This is a genomic window from Pseudomonas sp. GWSMS-1 (assembly GCF_049847425.1).
In the GTDB taxonomy this organism is placed as follows: domain Bacteria; phylum Pseudomonadota; class Gammaproteobacteria; order Pseudomonadales; family Pseudomonadaceae; genus Aquipseudomonas.
This window is the reverse complement of record NZ_JBMHHV010000005.1, coordinates 3,138,707-3,162,153: the sequence shown is the minus strand read 5'-3', so window position 1 is coordinate 3,162,153 and position 23,447 is coordinate 3,138,707. Positions and strand designations below refer to the sequence as shown.

The window sequence follows — 23,447 nt, the reverse complement described above, 5'->3', positions numbered from 1 at the left end:
TTGTAGGGCGGGTTAGGCGCGCAGGCTGAGCTTGAGCCTGGAGTAGGTTATTTGGCGCGCCGTAACCCGCCATGGTTCGTATGTCAGGTACCGTGCTGTTGGGCTGCGCGGTATTCGTGGCTTATGCCGCAATGTGCTGCCGCCAACCCAACCCGCGGCAACTTCCGTTTACGCGCGCCGAGATAACCCGCATGCATATCAAACTCGCCAACCCCCGTGGCTTCTGTGCCGGTGTCGACCGCGCCATTGAGATCGTCAATCGCGCCCTGGAAGTCTTCGGTCCGCCTATTTATGTGCGCCACGAAGTGGTCCATAACAAATTTGTGGTGGAAGACCTGCGTTCACGTGGCGCCGTTTTCGTTGAAGAACTGGATCAGATTCCTGACGATGTCATCGTGATCTTCAGCGCTCATGGCGTCTCGCAGGCCGTGCGCAGCGAAGCCGAACGCCGTGGTTTGAAGATATTCGACGCCACCTGCCCGCTGGTCACCAAGGTGCATATGGAAGTGGTGCGCTACAGCCGCGAGGGGCGCGAATGCATCCTCATCGGCCATGAAGGCCACCCGGAAGTCGAAGGCACAATGGGCCAGTACGACGCCAGCAACGGCGGCGCTATCTACCTGGTCGAGGACGAAGAGGATGTGGCTGCGCTGCAGGTGCGCCACCCAGAAGCCCTGGCCTTCGTCACCCAGACAACGCTGTCCATGGACGACACCAGTAAGGTCATCGACGCCTTGCGCAGCAAATACCCCGCTATCGGTGGCCCACGCAAGGACGACATCTGCTATGCCACCCAAAACCGCCAGGATGCCGTCAAACAGCTTGCCGCTGAGTGCGATGTGCTACTGGTCGTTGGCAGTCCTAACAGCTCCAACTCCAACCGCCTGCGCGAGCTGGCCGAGCGCATGGGGACGCCAGCCTACCTGATCGATGGGGCGGAAGACCTTAAGCAAGAGTGGTTTACGGGTGTGTCCGGCATTGGAATCACTGCCGGTGCGTCAGCCCCGGAAGTATTGGTGCAAGGCGTGATTCAGCAGCTTGGCGCGTGGGGCGCAACGAATGCGCAAGAGCTGGAAGGGCGGCCGGAGAATGTGACGTTCTCGATGCCGAAGGAGTTGCGGGTTAAATCGTTGTAAAAAAACGCCAAAACTTTATGGGCGTTAGTTTTATCGATCTAATAAAAAACCGGCTAAGTTGGCCGGTTTTTTTATTGGTTGCTGATTAGCGCCAGCACTCTTCTATGGTTTTGCCGCTCCCGCTACGCCCCCTAGTGCCCAAAGTATTGAGGGTAAGGTTGCCGCACTTGGTGTCACCGAAGTTTTGTGTCGCCGTCAGGGTATAACCGCCATCATCGTCAACTTTAGCGACCGTAACTGCGTATTTTCCTGTTGCCGATTTCACCTTATCACTGCTAACTGTCAGGCCGAGCTTGCTGAGGTCGGCCGAAGTAGTGACATAAGTATACGTTTGGGCGTAGTAGCGTTCTTGGCGTGCTGCGATATCGTTTAGTTGCGCCATCCCCTCCGAGCGATTGCTTCGTTGGATATATTCGCTGTAACTGGGGTAGGCGATAGCAGCAAGAATGCCAATTATCACCACCACGATCATAACCTCAATCAGGGTGAAGCCCACCGCAGTCCTAGCATTCATTAATCATTCTCCGGAATTAGTTGCCAGCTTTGTCGGCCTGACACGGACGGACCGAAATTGACATTGGTAAATGTGCCGTCAGTGCTAAAGAGTGTATCGCCGCTGAGGGTGAATCCACCTGCAGGTGCTTTAAAACCTGAAACGCTTAGGCTGTCGTAGTTATCACTGGCATTTACTATTCCGTCGTTGTTGAAGTCAAACACGGCAAACTCGGTGCGGCCTCCAGTAAATGGATTGATGCCATAGGTCCAGCCTTCCAGTCCAGCAATACAGGGGTCATTGGATGGTGTCAGGGAGCTGACGAAAAGAACCTGCCCGCGTGCAGCCATCTCGTTGACGATGCGCTCACCATTAGCCGTACTGCCCACTGCCATATCTAGGTACCAGCCGTACTTGCCGACGCTGCCGTTGCGCCAAGCTATTGGTGTATTGGTCAGCGTCCTCACTGTTTTGGTTATTGTCTCGTCACCATTCTGGAAGGTGGCTGTCGTGTTACTGAAAGACTGTTGTTGAAGATTGCTGCGTACAAGGCTAGGTGCGTCGGTGCTTGTGGTGGCCTCCCCAGCGGTTTTCTGATCCCAAACGCCATAAAGTGTCTGGATGATATCGTTTTCTTCGGTAGATTTATCCGCCTCGCGGAAGTAACGACCGGTACCGAACATGACGATATAGCCCTTCATGCTGGGGTGGCGCACTAGGGATGGAGGGGCTGTGATCGGCTGTACTTCATTACTGGCGTTGCGCGCGGTATATAACGGGTTTCCACCAAAAGATAATTTATAGTTGCTTGTGTTGATGTTTGACTCCCGAAGCAGTGGGTCTTTTTTACTTGTGTCTATCAGGTCAAATCGCCACAGGTTGCCTTTCAGGTCTCCCGCATAGACGAAGTCGGCAAAACCATCGCTGTTGTTATCGGCTACCCGAACGCTAGATAGGCCATTATTGGCGTCAGCTGCCGCGGTAGGAATTTTTTTGATCAAATCGCCAGTGGCGATGTCGATTAGCATTAAAGCAGCGCGACCGCTATCGCTGTCATATCCATTACCCGTCACTACAGCCCAGTGGCCGCTGTGAAGCTTGGCAATAGTAGGAGTCGGGAAGCTATAGCCCATATCACTAGGCGTGTTAGCAGGAGCGCCGGTAGCAATATCGTCGCCGGCGTTAAACTCCCAGAGCAGGCTAACAGCGTTTGGGTCAGTGATATCGAGTGCAAACATGGCCCGGCCGCCACCGCGCAGAGTGCCAACCAATACCGTGCGCCATTGGTTGTTGATAAAAACATCGCGTACAACAGGGTGCCGTCTACATAGAATTTGTGCGCACCACCTTCTTCATTGAAGCTCGGGTCGGTTAACCGGTATAGCTCAGGAATGACAGCGGTTGGTACGAAGGCAAACTGTTCGTTGCCGTTGTCATCGAAGGCGTGCAGCATGCCATCGTTCGCGCCGATATAAATACGCTTGTTACGTGAGCGCTGTGCTTCGACAAAGGTTGAGTAGCTAGCGCTGGGTTCGATGCTGTCGGCTAGGTAAGCAAGGTATTGAGCGCCGCCAACAACGACTGGGTTGGAGTTGATTATGTCTCCGAGTAAGGAGTCCCGTGGTCTGAATTTTGCGTTTTCCTGGCCCTTGACAAAGTTTAGTCGGCTTTCGCCTAGTGCATTATTTGCTGTGCTTAGATTGTTTCCGCTTTCTATTGGGGCAGCGGTACCTGTCGCAATATCAGTTGCCAGGGCAGCCTGTAAGTTTACAAGAGTGCCGGCATTGTTGCGTGTCTCACGGCTGTTTAAGTTGCCCCAGGTGAGATCTTGTAGGCCGCTGCCGTCTGCATTAGCCATTCGGATATTACGGCCGGCAGACGTCATTTTTGCACTGGCGCTCCATTCTCTGGTTCGCGTGCCTGTAGTTCTATCGAATTCTTCCTTGATCAGATCACCGCTCCAAGTATTAATTTTGTAGTCGGTGCGATAAATATAAAGATCGTCGGAAGCCTCATTTCCTGCAACGGAAATTGCTGGGCTTGTAACTGAGTTGTTGGACTGCTCAAGATTGTTAAATGCTTTGGTGAGTTGTTCCTTGAGGGTCAGGGCGTTTGTAACCAAGAAATAGTTGTCAGGGTCGCCTTGTATCGTGCTGGTGTCGCGGTCAGGCATGCCATATTTAGCAGCATACCAAAGCGGGCTTTTTAGCAACTCTGCGCTGTTGGCGTTATTTGATGCGGTAAAGGTGCGAGTAGCCGTTGGTGGTAGTCCGGCGCACTCGCTATTGCTGCTATTAGTTACGCACCAACCCGCCGGTCTGCCGGGAGGCGTATTGAGGTTGTAACGTGTTTGTGCCTCGCAGCTTGCTCTGTCTCCATTGTTTGTCCCTCCTGTTCTAAGGTCACAAATTTCTAGATAAATGCCGTCAGTTGCTGAGCCAGTCCCAGATATTACATATCCCATGTGCTGCTTAGCTCCACCTGCTGCATATTCAGAGAACAGGTCAATCTTGAGCTCATTGCTGGTATTTACTGAAAGTGTGTAAAGGGCAATGGCATCCATGTCGTGATCGGCGCCTTGCTCTACGTCTTCGTAGTTGATGCGAAACTCTGCATAAGGGCGGCCGCCGTTAATGTTTGTATCTAGGTCGCTGCCCTCGGGGTCGGTATTGGCGATTTTTTGTACATAGAAATCTACAATTTGGTTTGTGGGGTTGAAGGATCCACCGCCACCTACTGTTTTTGCAAACGGGACTAAGGTGATTCGGTTGTTACCGACTGGGAAGTCGATTTGTGGCAGAGGGGAGGCTAGCGCTACTGAGTAAGTTTGCAGTTTGCGGTCACCACCAATCGCATTTTGGGCCGCGAAACGAGCAACACCTGCGGAGTAATAGGTGCCTTGTTTACTGGGCTCTTCTGGCGCGAGGCCACGAACGGTTGAGAGCTTCTTAACAACCTTTGCTGTTGGGGCATCATCTGATGCTCCATTGGACTCGCCTATGAATATGCTCTTGTCTTCCAAACCTTCAGCGTTACCTATGGCGTTGGTTTCAGTAGTAACGTTTAGACCTTGGATTGAGGTTGGGTCACCCGCGTTTGAGACAGCTGAGTTACCTGCCTGCCAACTAGTATTTGCACCGGGAAGCTTATAGTCGTACGAGGGATTAATATCGCTGATGACGGTCATTGCCGGAATGGCGCAGGCAGGGTTATTACCGCCGCTCTTGGAATAAGGTGAGACCCAGGTTGGCTTGGCTAGGCCAAGTGTTGCGTCCGGGCCACCAGAGTAATCATAAGTGGATGTTGGGCCGCTAGCGCCTGAGAAATAGCGAAGCGTTTCATACATCATCTCGCCTATCGGGTTACCCCACATATAACATTTACTGTCTTGTGTCATGGGCGCTCCGGTTATGAAACCGCAGCCGTACACGTTGTTTGAATAGTTGAAGTCATAAATTCTAAATTTATTGATTGTTGCAATAATGCCATTGCGCTGCGGTAGTGGATTGTTAATTACGTTTGAACAGTAGCTGGTGTCAGACGAGCAAAATTGACCTGTAAACGGATCAAGCTCGCGAGTGAAACTGCCCATGTTGGCTCGCAATGTGCCACCACTCATGTTCTTGCCGTATGAGCCGCTGAGTAGGCCAAAGTACATTTTGTTGGTTTCGCCGAAGTCATGAAGAATGCCCGTGGGCTTTACGCTACCACTGCCATACACCTTGCATGTCTCATCTCGTAATGCAGCAGCGCCAAGAGGGCAAACTTCCACGCGTACATTGTAGTCTGTTAGGGTGCTTGGTTCGCCTCCTGGTAGTTTCCAGTAAAGGCCCCAGCTGTCATTCCCTCCCGCTTCTTCATGGCGAAACGTGACAGTGTAGGTTTGACCACCAATTAATGAAATACTGCCGGAATGTGTGTTTAGCCCGTTATCGGAGTTGTTGGCGCCGTGGCCGCCATACCAAGAGGCTACTAAGGTACTACCAATAGAAACATCGACTGCATCATCTCCGTCCACGGCAAAGGTGTAGTTGCCTGTGGTTGGTGGGGTTAATGTTGCAGTTATTAAAGAATGGTAGTTGTCGTCGGAGCATCCCTTTGCGTTGAAAGGATTTCCATTAGCGCTTTTAAGTATCTGTAAAGCAGTTCCGCTTCCGCAAAGCTCAATTTTTTTATGATTACTGAAAAGTGAGTCCATTTGGGGCTGGCTGCCAGGGCTGCTTTCATCATCTTTCCATGTTGTCACTGTCACGTTACTAAGTACGCTAGTGGGGACCACAGACCAGCCTGCGGCTGAGGCGCCACCTGATGTGCAACTTACTGTGGCGCCTGTGCTGCCTATGCATTCATCCATTGCTACAGGGCGTTCTTTTGATACCCAGTTCCACACGCGGAAAGAGGTATTAGTTAGAACGCGTAGTTGGGGAATGCCTGTATCTTGCGTTTTCGAAACGACCGCGAACATGTGACGGAAACCCGAGGCGGGTTGCGACAGTGGTGTGTAGTCAGAGATATTAAAATTATCGCCGTTGGGATTGTACTCTTTACCCCATGCATGCGCGTCACGGGGAATATAAGCGCCCTGAAGTAACGTTTTGCTTTCGCTATCGTTAACCCGATATCCGCCGTAAAGCACCTTGCGCAATGCATCCATGCGGGATGTAGTCAGATAGTTTAGGTAGTCACCGCTCCATTGGCTTGAGCAGCGTTTGTTGGTAGCGAGTGCTGTGGGTACAAAAGTTCCGTCGGTATAGGCGTAGCAGACGTTGGAGTTGAAATAGCCAAAGTAGTCGATGCCACCTTCGGCTGTTGTTAGATGCCCCTTATAGCCTGCATCGATTATACCGTCGCCATTGAGGTCGGAAGCATCGTTATAGGCTTCGTAGTAAAGCTTATGGTCACGACCCATCACCAGCATATTGAGTGGCGTAGCTGAGCTGCTGACAAATAGGGGGATTGTGCGGGGTTGTTCGCGCCGCCCGCAGCTTGAGCCTGGAAACCTGGGGTAATTGCGATTGCCAGGGCAATAGCGCTGGCTTGAAGGAATACGTGAGTTTGCATTTTAGTTTATCCCTTCAGTTGAAGACTTTAGCTGTGGTAGAGCGAAGGTTGGCTTTGTGCCCAGTTGGTGAGTTTTCGGCTTCGGCATTAATTTCATAGCGGAAGGTGCCAATGCCTAGCAGCATGTTGCCGTACTCCGGATTCTCCGCTTGCCCCTGCGCCGCACCAGCGGGAGCGGGTAGCGCATACCACCTGATTTTTTGGCCGTTTTCGCCTGTTACGATTGTGTAGCTCATTGCCGTTTCGAAATTTTGGAGATAGGCGGGGCTGTTGCTTAGAAAACAATACGCTCCGGTGCAGTCATTTTGCTCGCGCGGAGCCGCTGATGCGGTGAGTTGCTTTTCTCCTTGGCGCAGCGCCGCTTCTGCATTGTTCAGCAGCTTTTGTTGTTCAATGAAACTACCGGTAATTCGAGTTTCGAGAGTGCTTTCGCGCGCCCCTGAAAGTGTAAGAAGCGTGATGACTAGAAGCATTATCAGTGCAATAAAAAGTGCTGCACCGCGTTCTTTTTTTGGAAAGTGTCTGCTCATGGCATCAGGTTCCTTAGCATCACATTGCTTTGCGAGACTTGATAGAGCTGGCCACTGTCGGCAGCTTTGATACCAGCAAGCACGCTGTCGCTGTCCTCAAGGCCCGCAAGGCTTTGCCAGTTTTCTAGTGCGTCGTCTACTGTTATTGATTCACGCAAACGAATGCCCGAACTGCGCATTAGTGCGGTATAGCGCACTGCTAGAATAGGGAGGTTGGTCGCGGCGGTTGTGTACTGGCTAATATTGCGTGGGTCTGCGGCGCTACCAACGCCAAGTTCGTAACGCAGGTCGACTAGCCCTGCAACGAGCTCTCCGGTCATGACCGTTCTGTCACTAATTACGGTTCCTGTCAGCTCGGTATGGACCCGTGTGCATTTGAGTGTGCCCGATTCACTATCCGTGTCTTTTTCAAAATAGAGGCGCTCGATAATGATTTCGCCGGAACTGGTATAAGGGGCTGTTGCAAGTGTAGTAGCTGTAGACGGTAAGTCGCCGAGGCAGTTGCGCTCAAGGTGATCGCGCGGCTGATAGCGAATGCAAAGCGAGTTCAGGGCTGTACGCTGAATTGTTACCCCTTTGGCGAAGGCGCCGCATCCAAGGTTTGGCAAAACACCGACTGCTGGAAACGCTGTGTCAGGTTGTTCGTCAGGCCGCCGCCGATAGCCAGCTTTGCTCAGTTCTTGCTGCAGCAGTAACAGGGCATAACGGCCACCTTCCAGGTTTTCCGTTTGATTCTGCTGGAATGAATAGCTGCGCTTATTGTCGATATAGACTTGTGTGACGCCAAGTACAAGAAAACTGCTGATGGCAAGTGCCACCATGAGCTCAACCAGTGACAGCCCTGTTTGAAAGCGGTGATGTGTCATTTCAATGCCCTATATCTGTGTGCGCAGGCGATAGCGACAAACGGTTGAGTCAGCATCATCGTCCGGGTCCATGCATTCACCTGCTCTAGTGCGCCAGGCGATTTGAATTTCGACAGCCGTGCCTGTACTACTGCAGCTGTTTGCAGTGTTGGTGCGGCATACGTGAAAGTCAGTTTTTAATAAGCTGTCTCCACCTGCACTTTCCGGAGTCACGGGAAGTGCTTTTTGGACTTTGTCCGCCCAGCAGGCAAGCTGAGCCGCAGCATTGCTTGGTAGCGGTGAGCAGTCATTGGGCATTTCTGGGAACTGATCGCCTGCTTTTTTGTAATAGCCTGAGGTCTCCGGTAACCCTGCGGGCATGGCACGCATCATTTCGACCAGATCGTTCGCAAGCATGATTGCTGTGTTGCGTTGCGCAGAGTCCTGTGTGTATTGGATGGTACGCGTTTGCAGTGTAACCATGCCAAGCATGCCAATGCTTATCAGCACTAGTGTGACCAGTACTTCAATCATACTGAAGCCTTGTGCAGTACTAGGTTTCATCGTCGTCATCCGTTTGTGCAAGTTGTCATATTGTCTTCATCTCCGGGGCCTGTTTTGCCGCGTCCCCATGAGCGTGAGCTACCGCTTGATTTGACTTCTATGCTGTAGCCATTGGCTGCGTCGCCCCCCCGGCAGATGAAGAGGTTGGCTGCGGTACCTGTACCGTTGTAGCGGAAGGTCAGCTCATTGGCGCTGATGTCTATGGTAGAGCCCGCTGGCAGTTCCATGGTGCGTAGAGCTTTCGTGGACGCCAAGCAGTCCTCCTTAACGCTCCATTTTTCTTCCCCTGGGCATACCTTGATCAGGGTGCGTCGCTCTACAGCAGTACTGCGTGCGAATTGAAGAAGTGCGACGGTTTCGTTGTTAAGCGACTGGGTTCGATTATTAGCAATGAACTGGGTGAAACTCGGCACGGCGATCATGGCGAAAATGCCCATTAGGGTCACGATGATCATCAGTTCGATCAAAGTAAAACCAGCTTGACGTGACGCTCTGTCAGCCCAGGTATTGCTGTTTCGGATATGCGCGATAATGGACATGGCATCTTTTCTAAATTGGTGGTGGCATTGAAATTCTGCCTACACCATATTCCGATGTCAGCCGGGGGGAGATGAGCGGCCCTGCTGCTAGCACGATCGGTCAGCAGCAGTTGACGTTGCTTTCTGGCTTGTCGATTTTGAAGCGCCCTTGGCGGTTAATCACGACTTGCCACAGCGGTTGTTTATCCTTGCAAAAGGAGAAGCGACCGTTACTTGCGCTGCTCATGCCGTTGGCTCGAAACACTACCTGGTTGCCTCCAAAGCCGCGCCAGCAAAGTTGTCCCTGGCTTTCAGGCGTGAAGCGCCGGAGGATTCGTTGGTCATGTGTTCTCCGCACCAGCCAGATGCTGTTCCAGTTTCCATTGCAAGTTTGTCCATCAGCGGAGCCGCATAGTGTGTGTGAGCGCCTTGCGTTAATGGATTGTGCGCGGGTGAAATGTAGATGCGCGAGTAGCTCATCGCGGACGACCTGTGTGTGATTACGCTCGATAAAATGGCTGTACGACGGTGGAATAATGCTTATTAGGATGCCCAATATCGCTAAGGCCATAAGCAGCTCAAGAAGGTTGAAGGCTTTCTGGTGATTTCGGTTCATCGGTGCGCTTCCTATGCGTTTATCATCTTCGGCTTCCTGGCCGCCTCTTTCTATTTAGCTTCTAAGGCTGTGCTGTCAAGATTCTTTGTATTCGAGGTGAGCATTGATAGATGATTTGCTGTTGTGGGTGGTGGAGCTATTGGCCTGATGTCCTGCCTTAAGCTTGCCCAGGTGGGAGCCAATGTTCGCCTGATTGAGGCCGGTGAGGTCGGTCAAGAGTCCTCCTGGGCCGGCGGCGGTATCGTTTCGCCGTTGTATCCCTGGCGCTACAGCCCTGCCGTCACTGCGCTGGCGCATTGGTCGCAGGATTTTTATCCGCGCTTGGCTGAGCAGTTGCTGGCACAGACGCAAATTGATCCCGAGGTTTATGTCACGGGGTTGTACTGGTTGAACCTTGACGATGACGCCGAGGCGTTGGCGTGGGCGCAGCGGGAAGGGCGGGCGCTTCGGTCGGTCGATATGGCGGACGTGCAACGTGCGGTGCCGGCGTTGGCAGCGGGTTTTGGTCGTGCGCTGCAGATGGCCGACGTGGCCAATGTGCGCAATCCGCGTCTGGTTAAGGCGCTGCGTGCAGCGCTGCAGCAGATGACGAATGTCACCGTGCATGAGCAGTGTGCGGTCAGCGGTTTTATCCGCGACGGTGGGCGTATCACGGGTGTGCAGACTGCGCAGGGTGATATGCAGGCCGATCAGGTAGTGCTCGCGGCCGGCGCGTGGAGCGGAGAGTTGATGAAGACGCTTGGCATCGAGTTGCCGGTGGTGCCGGTCAAGGGGCAGATGATTTTGTACAAGTGCGCCGAGGACTTTTTGCCCGCTATGGTGCTGGCCAAGGGGCGTTATGCGATTCCACGGCGTGATGGTCATATTCTGATTGGCAGCACGCTGGAGCATGCCGCGTTCGACAAAACCACGACCGAAGAGGCGTTGGCCAGTCTGAAGGCCTCGGCGGTTGAGTTGTTGCCGGCTTTGGCTGATGCCGAGGTGGTGGGGCATTGGGCGGGGTTGCGGCCGGGGTCGCCTGAAGGCATTCCGTATATCGGGCCGGTGCCTGGGTACGAGGGCTTATGGCTGAATTGCGGGCATTACCGCAATGGTTTGGTGCTGGCGCCGGCGTCCTGCCAATTACTCGCGGACTTGATGCTGGGGCGTGAGCCGATTGTCGATCCGGCCCCTTATGCGCCGGCGGGGCGGTTGGCTTCGGTTGGTTGAGCGTTTCACTAGGAGGGGTTCGCGGCTAAAGCCCCTCCTACAGCTTATGTGCGGTTCAGTCGATGCCAAGCTTCTTTAAACGGTAGCGCATTGAGCGGAAGCTCAGGCCTAGGCGCTGCGCAGCTGCGGTGCGGTTCCAGCGGGTTTCTTCCAGGGCCTGCATGATTAATTTGCGCTCGATGATTTCGAGGTGGTCTTCCAGGTTGTCGATCTGCGCGAGATTGCTTTCGCCGTTTTCACTGTTGGGGCTGCAGTCGGCCAGGCGCAGGTCGCTGGAGGTGATGCGATCGTCTTCACACAGCGTATAGGCGCGTTCGAGCATGTTCTCTAGCTCGCGCACGTTGCCGGGGAAGCGGTAGCTTTTGAGTTTTTCCAGTGCGTCCTCATCCAGCTTGGCGGCGCTTATGCCGGTGCCTTCGGCTAGGCGCTTGAGCATGCTGTCGGCCAGTAGGGCGATGTCTTCGCGGCGTTCGCGCAGGGCGGGAACGCGCAGTTCAATCACGTTGAGACGGTAATAAAGATCCTGACGGAAGCGCTCGGCGGCGACTTCGCCGGCGAGGTCCTTGTGGGTGGCGCAAAGGATGCGCACGTCGACGACCAACTCTTGCTGGCCGCCCACTGCGCGCACGGCTTTTTCCTGAATGGCACGCAGCAGTTTGACCTGCATCGGCAGTGGCAGGTCTGCCACTTCGTCGAGGAACAAGGTGCCGCTGTTGGCGGCTTGGAATAAGCCCTGTTTGTCTTCGATGGCGCCGGTAAAGCTGCCTTTCTTGTGGCCGAAAAACTCGCTCTCCATCAGCTCGGTGGGGATCGCGCCGCAGTTGACCGGGACGAAGGGATGCTCGCTGCGCGAGCCTTGCTCGTGGATCAGGCGAGCCACCAGTTCTTTACCGCTGCCGGATTCGCCGCTGATGTACACCGGCGCTTGGCTGCGGGCCAGTTTAAGAATCTGTTTGCGTAAGGTCTGCATCGGTGGCGAGTCGCCGAGCAGGCGGCTGTCGACGGGCAGCTCTTTGCCATCGGCGCCGCGCAGGCGCAAGGCCGCTGCGACCAGTTCACGCAGGCGGCCGAGGTCGACCGGCTTGGTCAGGAAGTCGAAGGCGCCGGCCTTAAGTGCATTGATCGCGGTGTCCAGGCTGCCGTAGGCGGTGATCATCGCCACGGGCACTTGCGGGTGGCGTTGCAAAATGTGCTGCACCAGCTCCAGGCCTGTTCCGTCAGGCAGGCGCATGTCGGTTAGGCAGAGGTCGAAGGGCTCTTTGGCCAGCCATTCGCGCGCCTCTTTAACGTTGCGTGCGCTGCGTGTGTCGAGCTTCATGCGCCCCAGGGTGATTTCCAGAAGTTCGCGAATATCGGGTTCGTCATCGACGATCAAGGCTCTCTGGCGGGTCATGGTCAGCTCAGTTTGCGCGGGTGGGCGAAGGTGATGCGTAGGCAGCTGCCGCCACTTTCGCGAGGTTTGTAATCGAGGCGGGCCTGGTTGCTTTCGCATAGCTCGCGGGAAATATATAGACCCAGGCCGGTGCCTTTGTTTTCCGTGGTGTAGAAGGGCTCGAATAGGTGATGCAGTTGTTCTTCGGCGACACCTGGGCCGTCGTCCAGTATCTCGAGTACAGGGAGTTCGCTGCTCGGGTCGCGGAATAGGTTCAGCCAGACTTGCCCTTGCTTGTGCTTCTTCGCGCTGTAGCGCATTCCGTTCTCCACCAGGTTGCTTAATACCTGGGTGAGTTGGTGCGGGTCCATGCGGGTCTGGATGCTGCCGCTGCTGGTTTCTAAGTGTAGCGTCTGCTGGGGTGTGGCACTGCTGCGGAACTCACTGGCAAAACGGTGCAGCCAGTATTTTAGGTCGAGTAATTGCGGTTCGGCCTGGCGCCGCCGCGAGAGTTGCAGGACGTTCTCGATTACCAAGTTCATGCGTCGCGAATGATCCTGAATAATCTGCGCCAGGCGCAGGTCGTGCCCTTGCAACTCATCGGATTCTTGTAACAGTTGGGCCGCATGGCTGATCGCGCCCAGCGGATTGCGAATCTCGTGGGCGATGCCGGCGGTCAGGCGGCCCAGCGAGGCAAGCTTGAGTTGCTGCGCTTGCTGGGCGATTTGTGAGATGTCGTCGAGAAAGATCAGCGTGTGTTTATGCTTGCCGCGTTGCAGGGCGATAAAGCTCGGCTGCAGTACGCGGCCGTCAGCCGCTGCTTGGAGGCTGGCAGGTCGCAGGCTTGGGTTGTGCGACCACTGCTGCATGCGTTTGATCAGCTCCGGGCAGTGTGGGTCGAGGATCGTGCCGGTCAGGTCGCTTTTCCCGAGCAGGTGGTTGGCGCCCTGGTTGGCCAGCAATACGCGATGCACGTCATCCAGCACCAGAATGCCGGTGCGCATGCGTTGCAGGATCAGCGCGTTGAGTGCTTCCAGGTTGGCCACGTCGGCAGCGCGCTGCTCGGCCAGGTTTTCGCTGACTTGCAGGCGGCGGGTCAGGCCTTGCACGAACAGTGCGGCCGCGAAGCATAGCGCGCCAAACGCGCCAACTTGCACGTACTGGGCGGAGGCGGCTGGCCGGCTAAGGCTGAGGTAGAACGTCAGGTAGATCATGCCAATTGCTGCTACGGCTGCAATCAGCAGGCCGATGCGCCCGCGCAAGAGAATATTGGCGATGGCCACGGCAACAATTAACAGGTTGCCGATGCCGCTGGGGGTGCCGCCGGCGGCATAGAACAGCCCGGAGAGCAAAATCACATCGACCAAGGCCAGGCTGAATACTTGTGCCAGGCGTTTGGGTCGGCGCACGGTGGCGATGATCAGGACGTTGAGCGCCAGGTACAGCCAGCTGCCATTGCGGAACAGTGCCGGGTGCGCCATGTCCAGCAGTTGCGAGTCAAGGTCGCTCGAGACCAGTGTCGCTAAGGTAATGCCGATAATGAGGCGGTACAGGTGGTAGAGCCGCAGGATGCGCCAGCTTTGCTCCCCGCTTAGGGGGAAGTCAGTGCTCACGGGATTTGGCGTCTTGTTCTAGGTGATCTTGGCTGCAGAACCACTTTTCGCCTTTTGCCAGTGCGTTATCGCGGGGTACATGGATGCCGCACTGCTGGCAGCGCACCATTGGCGCTGGCTTTTGTGTCGCGTCAGGGCGTTTCGGGCGCGAGATTGTTGGCCGGGTAAGGCGCCGCCACAGCCAGAAGGCGGCAGCAATGATGGCAATCCAGAACAGCAAGCGGAACAGGCCCATGGCGCTCTCTTCTTATTGATAGGCGCGCAGTTTAGCTAACCCGTCCGCATGCGCCCAGCGTTCAAACGGTGACCCAGGCGTTGTTATGGGTATTGGCAGTTAGCTGCTTGCCCGCTCTGTGGCGAGTAGGCTCGCTAGCTCGGTTAATGCCAGTCATGTGTCGCCTATACGTTGCACGCAGATTTCGGTGCGCATGTCTGTGCTGATCAGGTCAGCACGCCGGTTGAGTGCTGATGCCTCTGGTCAACTCTCCGTGTTATTAAGTCCGTTCGCGCAGGCATGAAAAAGGGAGGCCGAAGCCTCCCTTTTGCGGTGTTGCGCTTGCTCAGTCGAACAGGCCAAAGGTCAGGTAGCTGAACCAGGAGCGGCTCGGTGCTTCGGCTTCTTGCGCTTTGAGTTCATCCGGAATCAACTCTTCGGCATCTTCGTACTGACGGATAACGTCCTGGCTGGCGCGGGTTTCGCCCGGCGGCAGCGGCGTATCGGTTTCGATCAGGCCCAGGGTGGCCTTGGCAATCCAGGAGCGCGTATCGGCTTCTTCTTCGCGCGGTACGAATTGGCCGTCGACCAGGCTTGGGTGATCTGGGTAGTTGAGCTTTAGGGTTTCCAGGCTGGTGGCGGCCAGGTCATCCAGGGTAAGGCGCTGGTAGGCTTCGGTCATCACCGCCAGGCCGTCACCGACTGCCGGGGTCTCCTGGAAGTTTTCCACCACATAGCGGCCACGGTTGGCGGCAGCCACGTAGGCGTTGCGGGTCAAGTAGTAGTGCGCCACGTGGATTTCGTAAGCGGCCAGCAGGTTGCGCAGGTAGATCATGCGCTGCTTGGCGTCTGGGGCGTAGCGGCTCGTCGGGAAGCGGCTGGTGAGCTGGGCGAACTCGTTGTAAGAGTCGCGCGCGGCGCCAGGGTCGCGCTTGGTCATGTCCAGCGGCACGAAGCGGGCGATTAGGCCGCGGTCTTGGTCGAACGAGGCCAGGCCTTTGAGGTAATAGGCGTAATCAACGTTGGCGTGCTGCGGGTGCAGGCGAATAAAACGATCAGCAGCAGACTTTGCCGCTTCCGGCTCAACGTTCTTGTAGTAGGCGTAAATCAGCTCCAGCTGCGCCTGCTCGGCGTAGCGGCCGAACGGGTAGCGCGACTCCAGCGCCTTGAGCTTGGCCACCGCAGCGGTGTAGCTACTATTGTCCAGGTCGGCTTGTGCCTGCTGGTAGAGTTCGGCCTCGCTCAGGTTTTCGTCAACCACCTGTTTTGATGAGCAGGCGGCGGTGAGGGCGAGGATTGCGATCAGCAGCAGGTGTTTCACTTGCATGGCGGCTTGCGTCCCTGTGACGGCGGCTGTCTTGAGCAAAGCCGTCCTGTTATGATGAGCGCCCCCGGTACCCTGGGGCAAAGACGCCGTATTTAACCACAAGCGTGTAGCCGAAACCAAAGGCTAGACCTTTTCAGACTTTCCCGCCGTTGCCGAGCATGCCCTCTATTAATAAGCAGATTATTGAACTGAACGCCGAGGTGCCCTATGACATGGGCGGTCAACGCCTCGATCAAGTCGCCGCACTCCTGTTCGCCGAGCACTCGCGTTCGCGTCTGTCTGCCTGGATCAAAGAGGGTCTGCTGACCGTCGATGGTGCGGTCTTGCGCCCGCGCGACATCGTCCATGGCGGTTCGCTGCTGGCGCTCAAGGCCGAGCAGGAAGCCCAAGGTGAGTGGATTGCCCAGGACATCCCGCTGAACATCGTCTATGAAGACGATCAGATCCTGGTCATCGACAAGCCTGCCGGCCTGGTGGTGCACCCGGCTGCCGGGCACGCCGATGGCACCTTGCTGAATGCCTTGCTTCACCACGTGCCGGACATCATCAATGTGCCGCGTGCGGGCATCGTGCACCGCCTGGACAAGGACACCACCGGTTTGATGGTAGTGGCCAAGACCATTGAGGCGCAGACCCGTCTGGTCGATCAGCTGCAGAAGCGTTCGGTCAGCCGTATCTACGAGTGCATCGTGATTGGTGTGATTACCGCTGGTGGCAAGATCAGCGCGCCGATCGGTCGTAGCTCGTCGCAGCGTCAGCGTATGGCGGTTAGCGATGGTGGTAAGCCGGCGGTGAGCCATTACCGTGTGCTAGAGCGCTATCGCTCGCATACCCATGCGCGGGTCAAGCTGGAAACCGGGCGCACGCACCAGATCCGTGTGCACATGAGCCATATCGGTTATCCGCTGGTCGGTGATCCGGTTTACGGCGGACGTTTCCGCATTCCGCCGGCCGCTAACCCAAGCATGGTGCAGACCCTTAAGGAGTTCCCGCGCCAGGCGTTGCATGCGCGCTTCCTTGAACTGGACCATCCGATCACTGGCGAGCGGATGAAGTGGCAGTCGCCGTTGCCGGATGACTTTGTTTGGTTGCTGACGCTGTTGCGCCAGGACCGCGAGGCATTTATTGGGTGACAAGATGCACGACTGGTTGATGCCGCAGTGGCCCGCGCCGGCCAAAGTCAAAACCTCTGTTACCACCCGCAGTGGGGTGTCAGCGTTGCGCCGTATGACACCCTTAACCTGGGCGAGCATGTTGGCGATGACCCGCGTGCGGTTGCTAAAAACCGTCAGCGCTTAGTCAGTCTGTTGGGCTGTAAGCCCGCCTGGTTGCAGCAGGTTCACGGTGTTGCAGTTGTAGAGGCCAATCCAGCGGCAGTGCTTGAAGCTGACGCTAGCTGGACCGAAACCCCGGGTGTTGCTTGCACGGTGATGACCGCCGACTGTTTGCCGGTTCTCTTCTGTGATCGCGCGGGCACTCGCGTGGCGGCCGCCCATGCGGGCTGGCGTGGACTGGCCGGCGGCGTGCTGGAGGCTACTCTGGATGAGCTGGCCGTGCCGGCGGATCAGGTCTTGGTCTGGTTGGGCCCGGCGATTGGGCCGCAAGCCTTTGAGGTGGGGGCGGAAGTGCGCGAGGCCTTTGTCGGCCAGCAGGCGCAAGCGGCTGCTGCATTTCAGCCGAGCGTTAACTCGGGCAAGTTTATGGCCGATATTTACCAGCTGGCGCGTATCCGTCTGGCGGCCTGTGGTGTCGAGGCTGTGTATGGCGGCGACTTTTGCACCGTTACCGACCCGCGCTTCTTCTCTTACCGCCGTTCGGCGCAAAGCGGGCGCTTTGCCAGCCTGATCTGGTTGGGTAACTGAGCGTGCGAATCGTCGCGGGCCGGCAGTGGCTCGCGGTACCGTTTTACTGACCCCCATCAACGTCGCGTGACTTGAAACGCGCACAATCGACCTCATCTACTCTTCATCCGCAGGTTTTTTTGTCTGGGCGCGATTCAGTGCGCCGGCCTGCCACCACTAAGAGGGTTGATTGATATGCGTATTGATCGTTTAACTAGCAAGCTGCAACTCGCGCTATCCGATGCGCAATCCATGGCCGTTGGCCTCGATCATGCGGCCATTGAGCCGCTGCATTTGATGCAGGCGCTGCTCGAACAACAGGGCGGCTCGATCAAGCCCCTGTTGATGCAGGTCGGCTTTGATGTGAATAGCCTGCGCCTGGCCTTGGCCAAGGAGCTGGATCAGCTGGGCAAAATCCAGAACCCGTCCGGTGATGTAAACCTGTCGCAGGATTTGGCGCGCCTGCTCAATCAGGCTGATCGCTTGTCGCAGCAGAAGGGGGATCAGTTTATCTCCAGCGAGCTGGTACTGTTGGCCGCGATGGATGACAGCACCAAGCTGGGCAAGCTGCTGCTCGGCCAGGGCGTCAGCCGTAAAGCGCTGGAAAACGCCGTGGCGAACCTGCGCGGCGGCGATGCGGTGAATGACCCGAATGTCGAAGAAAATCGCCAGGCGCTGGATAAATTCACCGTCGACCTGACCAAGCGCGCCGAAGACGGCAAGCTGGACCCGGTGATCGGCCGTGATGATGAAATCCGCCGCACCATCCAGGTGCTGCAGCGTCGCACCAAGAACAATCCGGTGCTGATCGGTGAGCCGGGTGTGGGTAAAACCGCCATTGTTGAGGGGCTGGCCCAGCGCATTGTTAATGGCGAAGTGCCGGATAGCCTGAAAGACAAGCGCGTGCTGTCGCTGGACATGGGCGCGCTGATCGCTGGTGCCAAGTTCCGTGGCGAGTTCGAAGAACGCCTTAAAGCGGTGCTCAATGAACTGGGCAAGCAGGAAGGCCGCATCATTCTGTTTATCGACGAGCTGCACACCATGGTCGGCGCCGGTAAAGGCGAAGGCTCGATGGACGCCGGCAATATGCTCAAGCCGGCTCTGGCTCGCGGTGAGCTGCATTGTGTGGGGGCGACTACCCTGGACGAATACCGTCAGTACATCGAAAAGGATGCTGCGTTGGAGCGGCGTTTCCAGAAAGTACTGGTGGATGAGCCGAGCGAAGAAGACACCATTGCCATCCTGCGTGGCCTTAAAGAGCGCTACGAGGTGCACCACAAGGTGGCCATTACCGACGGCGCGATTATCGCGGCGGCCAAGCTGAGCCATCGCTATATCACCGACCGCCAGTTGCCGGATAAAGCCATCGACTTGATTGACGAGGCGGCCAGCCGTATCCGCATGGAAATCGATTCCAAGCCAGAGGTGCTAGACCGTCTTGAGCGCCGCTTGATTCAGCTTAAAGTTGAGCGTCAGGCGTTGAAGAAAGAAGACGATGAGGCGGCGTTGAAGCGCCTGGAAAAACTCAAGGAAGATATCGCCCGCTTGGAGCGCGAGTACGCCGATCTGGAGGAGATTTGGAAGTCGGAAAAGGCTGAGGTGCAAGGCTCTGCACAGATCCAGCAGAAAATTGAGCAGGCCCGGCAGGAACTCGAAACGGCGCGGCGCAAGAGTGATCTGGAGCAAATGGCCAAGCTGCAGTACAGCGTTATTCCGGATCTGGAGCGCAGCCTGCAAATGGTCGACCAGCACGGCAAAAAAGATAATCAGTTGCTGCGCAGCAAGGTCACCGAGGAAGAGATTGCCGAAGTGGTATCGAAGTGGACCGGTATTCCGGTCAGCAAGATGCTCGAAGGTGAGCGTGACAAGCTGCTGAAAATGGAAGGTCTGCTGCATCAGCGCGTGATTGGTCAGGATGAGGCCGTGGTGGCGGTTGCCAATGCGGTGCGGCGCTCCCGTGCGGGGTTGTCTGACCCTAATCGGCCGAGCGGTTCGTTCCTGTTCCTCGGCCCGACCGGGGTCGGTAAGACGGAGTTGTGCAAGGCGCTGGCGGAGTTCCTGTTCGACACCGAAGACGCGCTGGTGCGTATCGATATGTCCGAGTTTATGGAGAAACACTCCGTGGCGCGGCTGATCGGCGCGCCGCCAGGCTACGTCGGTTATGAAGAGGGCGGTTATTTGACCGAGGCCGTGCGCCGTAAGCCTTATTCAGTGATTCTGCTGGATGAGGTGGAGAAGGCTCACCCGGATGTCTTCAACGTGCTGTTGCAGGTGCTGGAAGACGGTCGTCTGACGGACAGTCACGGTCGCACAGTGGACTTCAAAAACACCGTGATCGTGATGACCTCCAACCTGGGTTCCGCGCAGATTCAGGAATTGGTTGGCGATCGTGAAGCGCAGCGCGCAGCGGTGATGGATGCGGTCGGTGTGCATTTCCGTCCGGAATTCATCAACCGGATTGATGAGGTGGTGATCTTCGAGCCGCTGGCCCGTGATCAAATTGCTGGTATCGCGCAAATCCAGCTGGGGCGTTTACGTGAGCGTCTGGCTGAGCGTGAGCTGAACCTTGATCTCTCGGCTGAGGCGATGGACAAGCTGATTGCCATTGGTTACGACCCTGTGTATGGCGCGCGCCCGCTCAAGCGTGCTGTGCAGCGCTGGATCGAAAACCCCTTGGCGCAGTTGATCTTGGCCGGCAAGTTTGCGCCGGGCAGCAGCGTCACCGGTCGGGTAGAGGGCGATGAGATCGTCTTCGACTGATCCTAGTTAACCGCATTAACAACGGCGCCAGATAAAAATACCCCGGTTCAGCATGCGCTGACCGGGGTATTTTTTTGCCTGGATTACAGGTGCTTGAGCAGGATTTCCAGGGCGGCTGCCTGGTCCTCGGCCAGGTCAATGATGTGAAACCCGGCCCAGCAGTGTTGGCCGTCAGCACCGGGGCGACTCCACAGGCAGTCAGCCCCCAGGATTATTTCACCCACGCCCTCAATCAGCTGTTCGCTGACCAGGCGGCACTCCACCAGTTCATCTGCCGCCAGCGGTGTGTCGCTAAATAACATAAAGCCATCAGCAGACAGGTCGACTATGCGGCCCAGGCGTTGGCCAGAGTGCAGGTCAAAGACCTCCAGCTGCACGTCGGCGCTATGCCGGTTATGCAGGCGACGTTCGTCATTCATGCGAGTTCCTTATTCTTGGGGCTCAGCCGTGCGCCCGGTAAAACGCTGCAGCACGCGGTAAATAGCGGTAAGGGCGCGGTCCACCAGTGGGGCACCTCGTTCGGGGGTGACGATGCGTGCGAGTCCTTGTTCCATTTCAGTGGCCAGTTGAGTGAGTGGCTTGATTGCCACGCGTTGACCGCTCTGGTCGACAAACATGTAGTTGCGCGTTGTTGGGCTGAACCAAGACAGCTTGAGCAGGCGCACCTGCTCGCCTGTGACAAATTCGAACCAGGTGCCGAACTCGATATGGCCAAGCTCTTTGGCCAGTGCCTGAGCGCGCGTCGAGAGGGTTGACTCGCGTGGTGCCAGGGTCGCCAGGGCTGCATCTTCGCCGAGCATGGCGGCCAGCGGGCTGTCTGGCAGGCTGGGTTGGAGCTTGGCGGCCACCTGCGGTTGTTTGGCCTGTACGGCATGCTGGCAGGCCACCAAATCCTGCAGCAGGCGGCGAATGCCCGCTTCATGGTAGCCGCCGAGCAGCTCCAGGCCTTTGCGTAAGTCTTCGAGCAGCGGCACGCGCAGCTTCCGTAGGCGCTCGCCTGCGGCTTCGTCGAGCAAGGTGCCGCTCCATGCCAATTGCTCGGCCGCCTCGCAGGCGCGCTGCCATTCGGGGCTGCGCTCGCCATTGCGCAGCAGCACGAATACCAGCACATCCGCCCACGTCAGTTCGAGAAAGTTACGAATAATGCTGGGTGGCTGGCGATTGTTCAGGCTATTGGCAATGACCTCGACGGCATGCTGACGAGCACCGAGCAGTTTGTCGCGACCTTTGGCGGCTTCCACTGCGCGGCGTTCGCGCAGTTCGACCTTGTGCCTGAGGGTGCCGACGAACTCATTGAATTCTTCCAACAGGCCGTCAAACAGCTGCAAGTCGCCCGAGAAATCATGAATGACCCGCTCGACCACCCACTGCAGCTTGGCCAGCAGGCCGCGCTCATCGCCCTCACCGCCATACAGAACGCCGGCCTGGGCCATGCTGTTGAGCAGGCGGCGGGCAGGGTGGTGGTGCTGGGTGAACAGTGCCTTGTCTTGCAGTGCCACCTTTAGATAGGGCGTGTGCAGGTGCGAGAGGATGGTTTTGCAGGTGTCCGGTAGGTTGTCGTCGTCCAGAATAAAGTCGAACAGCATGCCGACCAGGTCGATTACATCCGCTTCTTGGTCGGAAACCTTCTGTTGGCCGGGAAGCGCGCTGTGGGCTTCCAGTTGTTGCTGCAAATCGGCTTTCAGGCTTTCGACTGGCTGTGGGTGATGCAGGCGCTGTGACAGGTCGCTGGCCGAGTGCTGCTGCATGCGATTGAGTGCATCCAGCAGCGCGGAAGCGCTGTAGGTGCTGGTCGCTTCGCGGGGAGTAAAGCTGGCAATGCTGCGGGTGCCGCCGAGCAGGGGGCATCAATGTCGCGCTGGCGATGTTCGCTCAGCAGGGTTGCCAGGTTGCCCAGTAATTCCATTGGGTCGCTGGGGGGCGGTCCGCTGAGGTCGGTGTTGCCGGCGCGGGGCTGTTGCCCGGCACTGCTACCAGCGCTGGTGTTTCTGCTACTGCTGGCGTTGCTCTCGGCCGGTTGTTCGGCTGCGGCGGCAGTGGGCGCTGTCTTCTGGCGAGCGGGCTGACTGTTACGTTGTGCGATGTACTTGAGGTTCGGCAGTACGCCCGCTTCTATCAGGCGTTGATTCAATGCGCTATAGAGGCTGTCCAGGCTTTGCATGACGTGGGTGTCAAACAGCGTATAGAGGATGACCTTTATCCGCAGCGGGAACGGGCAGGGCGCCAGGGCGTCTCGGAACGCCTGGGCAATCATTTGTGGGCCGAAGGGATTGCTGTCCTCACCCAGCTTCTGGCCGTTATTCAGCAAGGCCAGGCGTTGCTCCAGGGCAAATAGTGGCTGTGCGCAGCGGGCCTTTACCCGGCTGACCATGTTGGTGACTTGCAGGCTTTCTTCATATTCCTCGTTTTGCACCAGGGCCATGTGCTCGACATCCAGTTCGCTAGCGCTGGATAGCAGCTTGAGCTTGCCGTCGAGGAAATCGGCGAGGTTCTGTGCGATCTGCTTATGGTAGCTGCGTTCTATTTGTGGTCGCTGCTTACGGATCTCGCGCATGTTGTCGAAGAACAATGTTTGCACCTGATTGTTCTCGGCTTTTTCAGCGCATTCAAAGAGTGTGTCGTCGACCTGGGCGAAGACGCCTGTCAGGTGCTCGGCCAGGCGATTCATCACCAGCTTGCGGCAGCTTTGTGCCAGCTCCCCGAAGCGCGGCTGGATGCCGCGATTGGCAAGGGTCTGTATAGATGAGGGTGGGGTTGGCGGTGTGCCCTGGTTACTCATGGACTTTCCTGACTGAGGCCTTGCGGCAGATGCGTCCTGCAATGAACACAGACATAGGGAAGATATAGCAGCCCATCTCGCAGCTGCAAATCATTGTACTAAAAGCAATTTTAGGGGTTGACAGCTTCGCGATAAACCGTAAAATGGCGCGCCTCAGACAAGCGAAACGAATTAACAAGCGGTTCAAATTTCTGAGAAAGGAAGCAAGTAGTTCCGCGATAGCTCAGTCGGTAGAGCAAATGACTGTTAATCATTGGGTCCCAGGTTCGAGTCCTGGTCGCGGAGCCAATCTTTCATCGGGGTATAGCGCAGTCCGGTAGCGCGCCTGCTTTGGGAGCAGGATGTCGGGAGTTCGAATCCCCTACCCCGACCATTTTTGGGTCGTTAGCTCAGTTGGTAGAGCAGTTGGCTTTTAACCAATTGGTCGTAGGTTCGAATCCCACACGACCCACCATTTCAAGCGTGCTTGAATGATAAAAAACCCGCCTAGTGCGGGTTTTTTATTGCCTGCGATTTGATCTTTTCGTTCTTTGTTGTGCTGGCGGGCAAGGCCTGGCCTTGCCCGCGCG

15 protein-coding genes, 3 tRNA genes and 3 pseudogenes are annotated in these 23,447 nt (G+C 56.6%); 8 read left to right on the top strand and 13 right to left on the bottom strand.

The features are described from left to right. Positions 1–191: 191 nt before the first annotated feature. Positions 192–1,136: a 4-hydroxy-3-methylbut-2-enyl diphosphate reductase gene (ispH, locus tag ACEPAJ_RS18560; protein WP_425916874.1), complete on the top strand. Its 945-nt coding sequence runs from the start codon at positions 192–194 to the stop codon at positions 1,134–1,136. A gap of 85 nt (positions 1,137–1,221) precedes the next feature. On the opposite strand, the gene ACEPAJ_RS18555 is transcribed toward ispH, so the two are convergent. From ACEPAJ_RS18555 to ACEPAJ_RS18525, 7 genes and pseudogenes are all read right to left on the bottom strand, one after another. Then, entirely contained in the window at positions 1,222–1,650 is a 429-nt protein-coding gene (locus tag ACEPAJ_RS18555; protein ID WP_425916872.1) for a type IV pilin protein, read from the bottom strand. Continuing rightward, positions 1,650–5,827 (bottom strand): annotated as a pseudogene (locus ACEPAJ_RS18550) (PilC/PilY family type IV pilus protein). Before ACEPAJ_RS18550 ends, ACEPAJ_RS18555 begins: the two are co-directional and overlap by 1 nt. Before the next feature lie 877 nt (positions 5,828–6,704). After that, positions 6,705–7,220 carry a pilus assembly PilX family protein gene (locus tag ACEPAJ_RS18545; protein ID WP_425916870.1) on the bottom strand — a complete coding sequence of 172 codons (516 nt, stop codon included), beginning with the start codon at positions 7,218–7,220 and terminating at the stop codon, positions 6,705–6,707. Continuing rightward, positions 7,217–8,086, bottom strand: coding sequence for a PilW family protein (locus ACEPAJ_RS18540; protein WP_425916868.1), 870 nt, complete (start codon positions 8,084–8,086; stop codon positions 7,217–7,219). Before ACEPAJ_RS18540 ends, ACEPAJ_RS18545 begins: the two co-directional genes overlap by 4 nt. A 9-nt stretch (positions 8,087–8,095) precedes the next feature. Continuing rightward, positions 8,096–8,629 (bottom strand): type IV pilus modification protein PilV, encoded by a 534-nt coding sequence (gene pilV, locus ACEPAJ_RS18535; protein ID WP_425916866.1) that lies wholly within the window; start codon positions 8,627–8,629, stop codon positions 8,096–8,098. A gap of 5 nt (positions 8,630–8,634) precedes the next feature. Then, on the bottom strand, positions 8,635–9,168 hold the full coding sequence (locus ACEPAJ_RS18530) for a GspH/FimT family pseudopilin (protein WP_425916864.1): 534 nt from the start codon (positions 9,166–9,168) through the stop codon (positions 8,635–8,637). Between the two features lie 100 nt (positions 9,169–9,268). Further along, positions 9,269–9,763: a GspH/FimT family pseudopilin gene (locus ACEPAJ_RS18525; RefSeq protein ID WP_425916862.1), complete on the bottom strand. Its 495-nt coding sequence runs from the start codon at positions 9,761–9,763 to the stop codon at positions 9,269–9,271. Positions 9,764–9,886: 123 nt separating this feature from the next. On the opposite strand from ACEPAJ_RS18525, the gene thiO reads away from it, so the two are divergent. Next, positions 9,887–10,972: a glycine oxidase ThiO gene (gene thiO / locus ACEPAJ_RS18520; RefSeq protein ID WP_425916860.1), complete on the top strand. Its 1,086-nt coding sequence runs from the start codon at positions 9,887–9,889 to the stop codon at positions 10,970–10,972. Between the two features lie 55 nt (positions 10,973–11,027). Here thiO and ACEPAJ_RS18515 read toward each other — a convergent pair whose 3' ends face one another. From ACEPAJ_RS18515 to ACEPAJ_RS18500, 4 genes are all read right to left on the bottom strand, one after another. After that, on the bottom strand, positions 11,028–12,365 hold the full coding sequence (locus tag ACEPAJ_RS18515) for a sigma-54-dependent transcriptional regulator (protein ID WP_425916858.1): 1,338 nt from the start codon (positions 12,363–12,365) through the stop codon (positions 11,028–11,030). A gap of 2 nt (positions 12,366–12,367) precedes the next feature. Beyond that, positions 12,368–13,957 (bottom strand): sensor histidine kinase, encoded by a 1,590-nt coding sequence (locus ACEPAJ_RS18510; protein ID WP_425916857.1) that lies wholly within the window; start codon positions 13,955–13,957, stop codon positions 12,368–12,370. Further along, entirely contained in the window at positions 13,947–14,192 is a 246-nt protein-coding gene (locus tag ACEPAJ_RS18505; protein ID WP_425916855.1) for a PP0621 family protein, read from the bottom strand. The genes ACEPAJ_RS18510 and ACEPAJ_RS18505 overlap by 11 nt, the downstream gene beginning before the upstream one ends. Positions 14,193–14,517: 325 nt before the next feature. After that, entirely contained in the window at positions 14,518–15,498 is a 981-nt protein-coding gene (locus tag ACEPAJ_RS18500; protein ID WP_425916853.1) for an outer membrane protein assembly factor BamD, read from the bottom strand. Positions 15,499–15,656: 158 nt separating this feature from the next. Between ACEPAJ_RS18500 and rluD the strand changes: the two genes are divergently transcribed. From rluD to clpB, 3 genes and pseudogenes are all read left to right on the top strand, one after another. Continuing rightward, the gene (gene rluD, locus ACEPAJ_RS18495; RefSeq protein ID WP_274089247.1) at positions 15,657–16,631 is read left to right on the top strand and encodes a 23S rRNA pseudouridine(1911/1915/1917) synthase RluD; all 975 of its coding nucleotides are present in this window, start codon (positions 15,657–15,659) and stop codon (positions 16,629–16,631) included. 4 nt (positions 16,632–16,635) lie between these two features. Further along, positions 16,636–17,360: pseudogene (gene pgeF, locus ACEPAJ_RS18490) on the top strand (peptidoglycan editing factor PgeF). Positions 17,361–17,534: 174 nt separating this feature from the next. Continuing rightward, positions 17,535–20,099, top strand: coding sequence for an ATP-dependent chaperone ClpB (gene clpB / locus ACEPAJ_RS18485; RefSeq protein ID WP_425916851.1), 2,565 nt, complete (start codon positions 17,535–17,537; stop codon positions 20,097–20,099). 83 nt (positions 20,100–20,182) lie between these two features. Here the strand turns inward: clpB and ACEPAJ_RS18480 are convergent, their stop codons facing one another. Both ACEPAJ_RS18480 and ACEPAJ_RS18475 read right to left on the bottom strand, forming a co-directional pair. After that, entirely contained in the window at positions 20,183–20,518 is a 336-nt protein-coding gene (locus ACEPAJ_RS18480) for a PilZ domain-containing protein (protein WP_322949407.1), read from the bottom strand. A gap of 9 nt (positions 20,519–20,527) precedes the next feature. Beyond that, positions 20,528–22,878 (bottom strand): annotated as a pseudogene (locus ACEPAJ_RS18475) (DUF1631 domain-containing protein). Between the two features lie 212 nt (positions 22,879–23,090). On the opposite strand from ACEPAJ_RS18475, the gene ACEPAJ_RS18470 reads away from it, so the two are divergent. The 3 genes from ACEPAJ_RS18470 (at position 23,091) to ACEPAJ_RS18460 (ending at position 23,332) form a co-directional block, all read left to right on the top strand. Further along, positions 23,091–23,166: transfer RNA gene (locus tag ACEPAJ_RS18470), tRNA-Asn, on the top strand. 9 nt (positions 23,167–23,175) lie between these two features. Continuing rightward, positions 23,176–23,251 (top strand) — tRNA-Pro (locus ACEPAJ_RS18465). A 5-nt stretch (positions 23,252–23,256) separates the two neighbouring features. Then, positions 23,257–23,332, top strand: a tRNA-Lys gene (locus tag ACEPAJ_RS18460). The last annotated feature ends 115 nt before the right edge of the window (positions 23,333–23,447 follow it).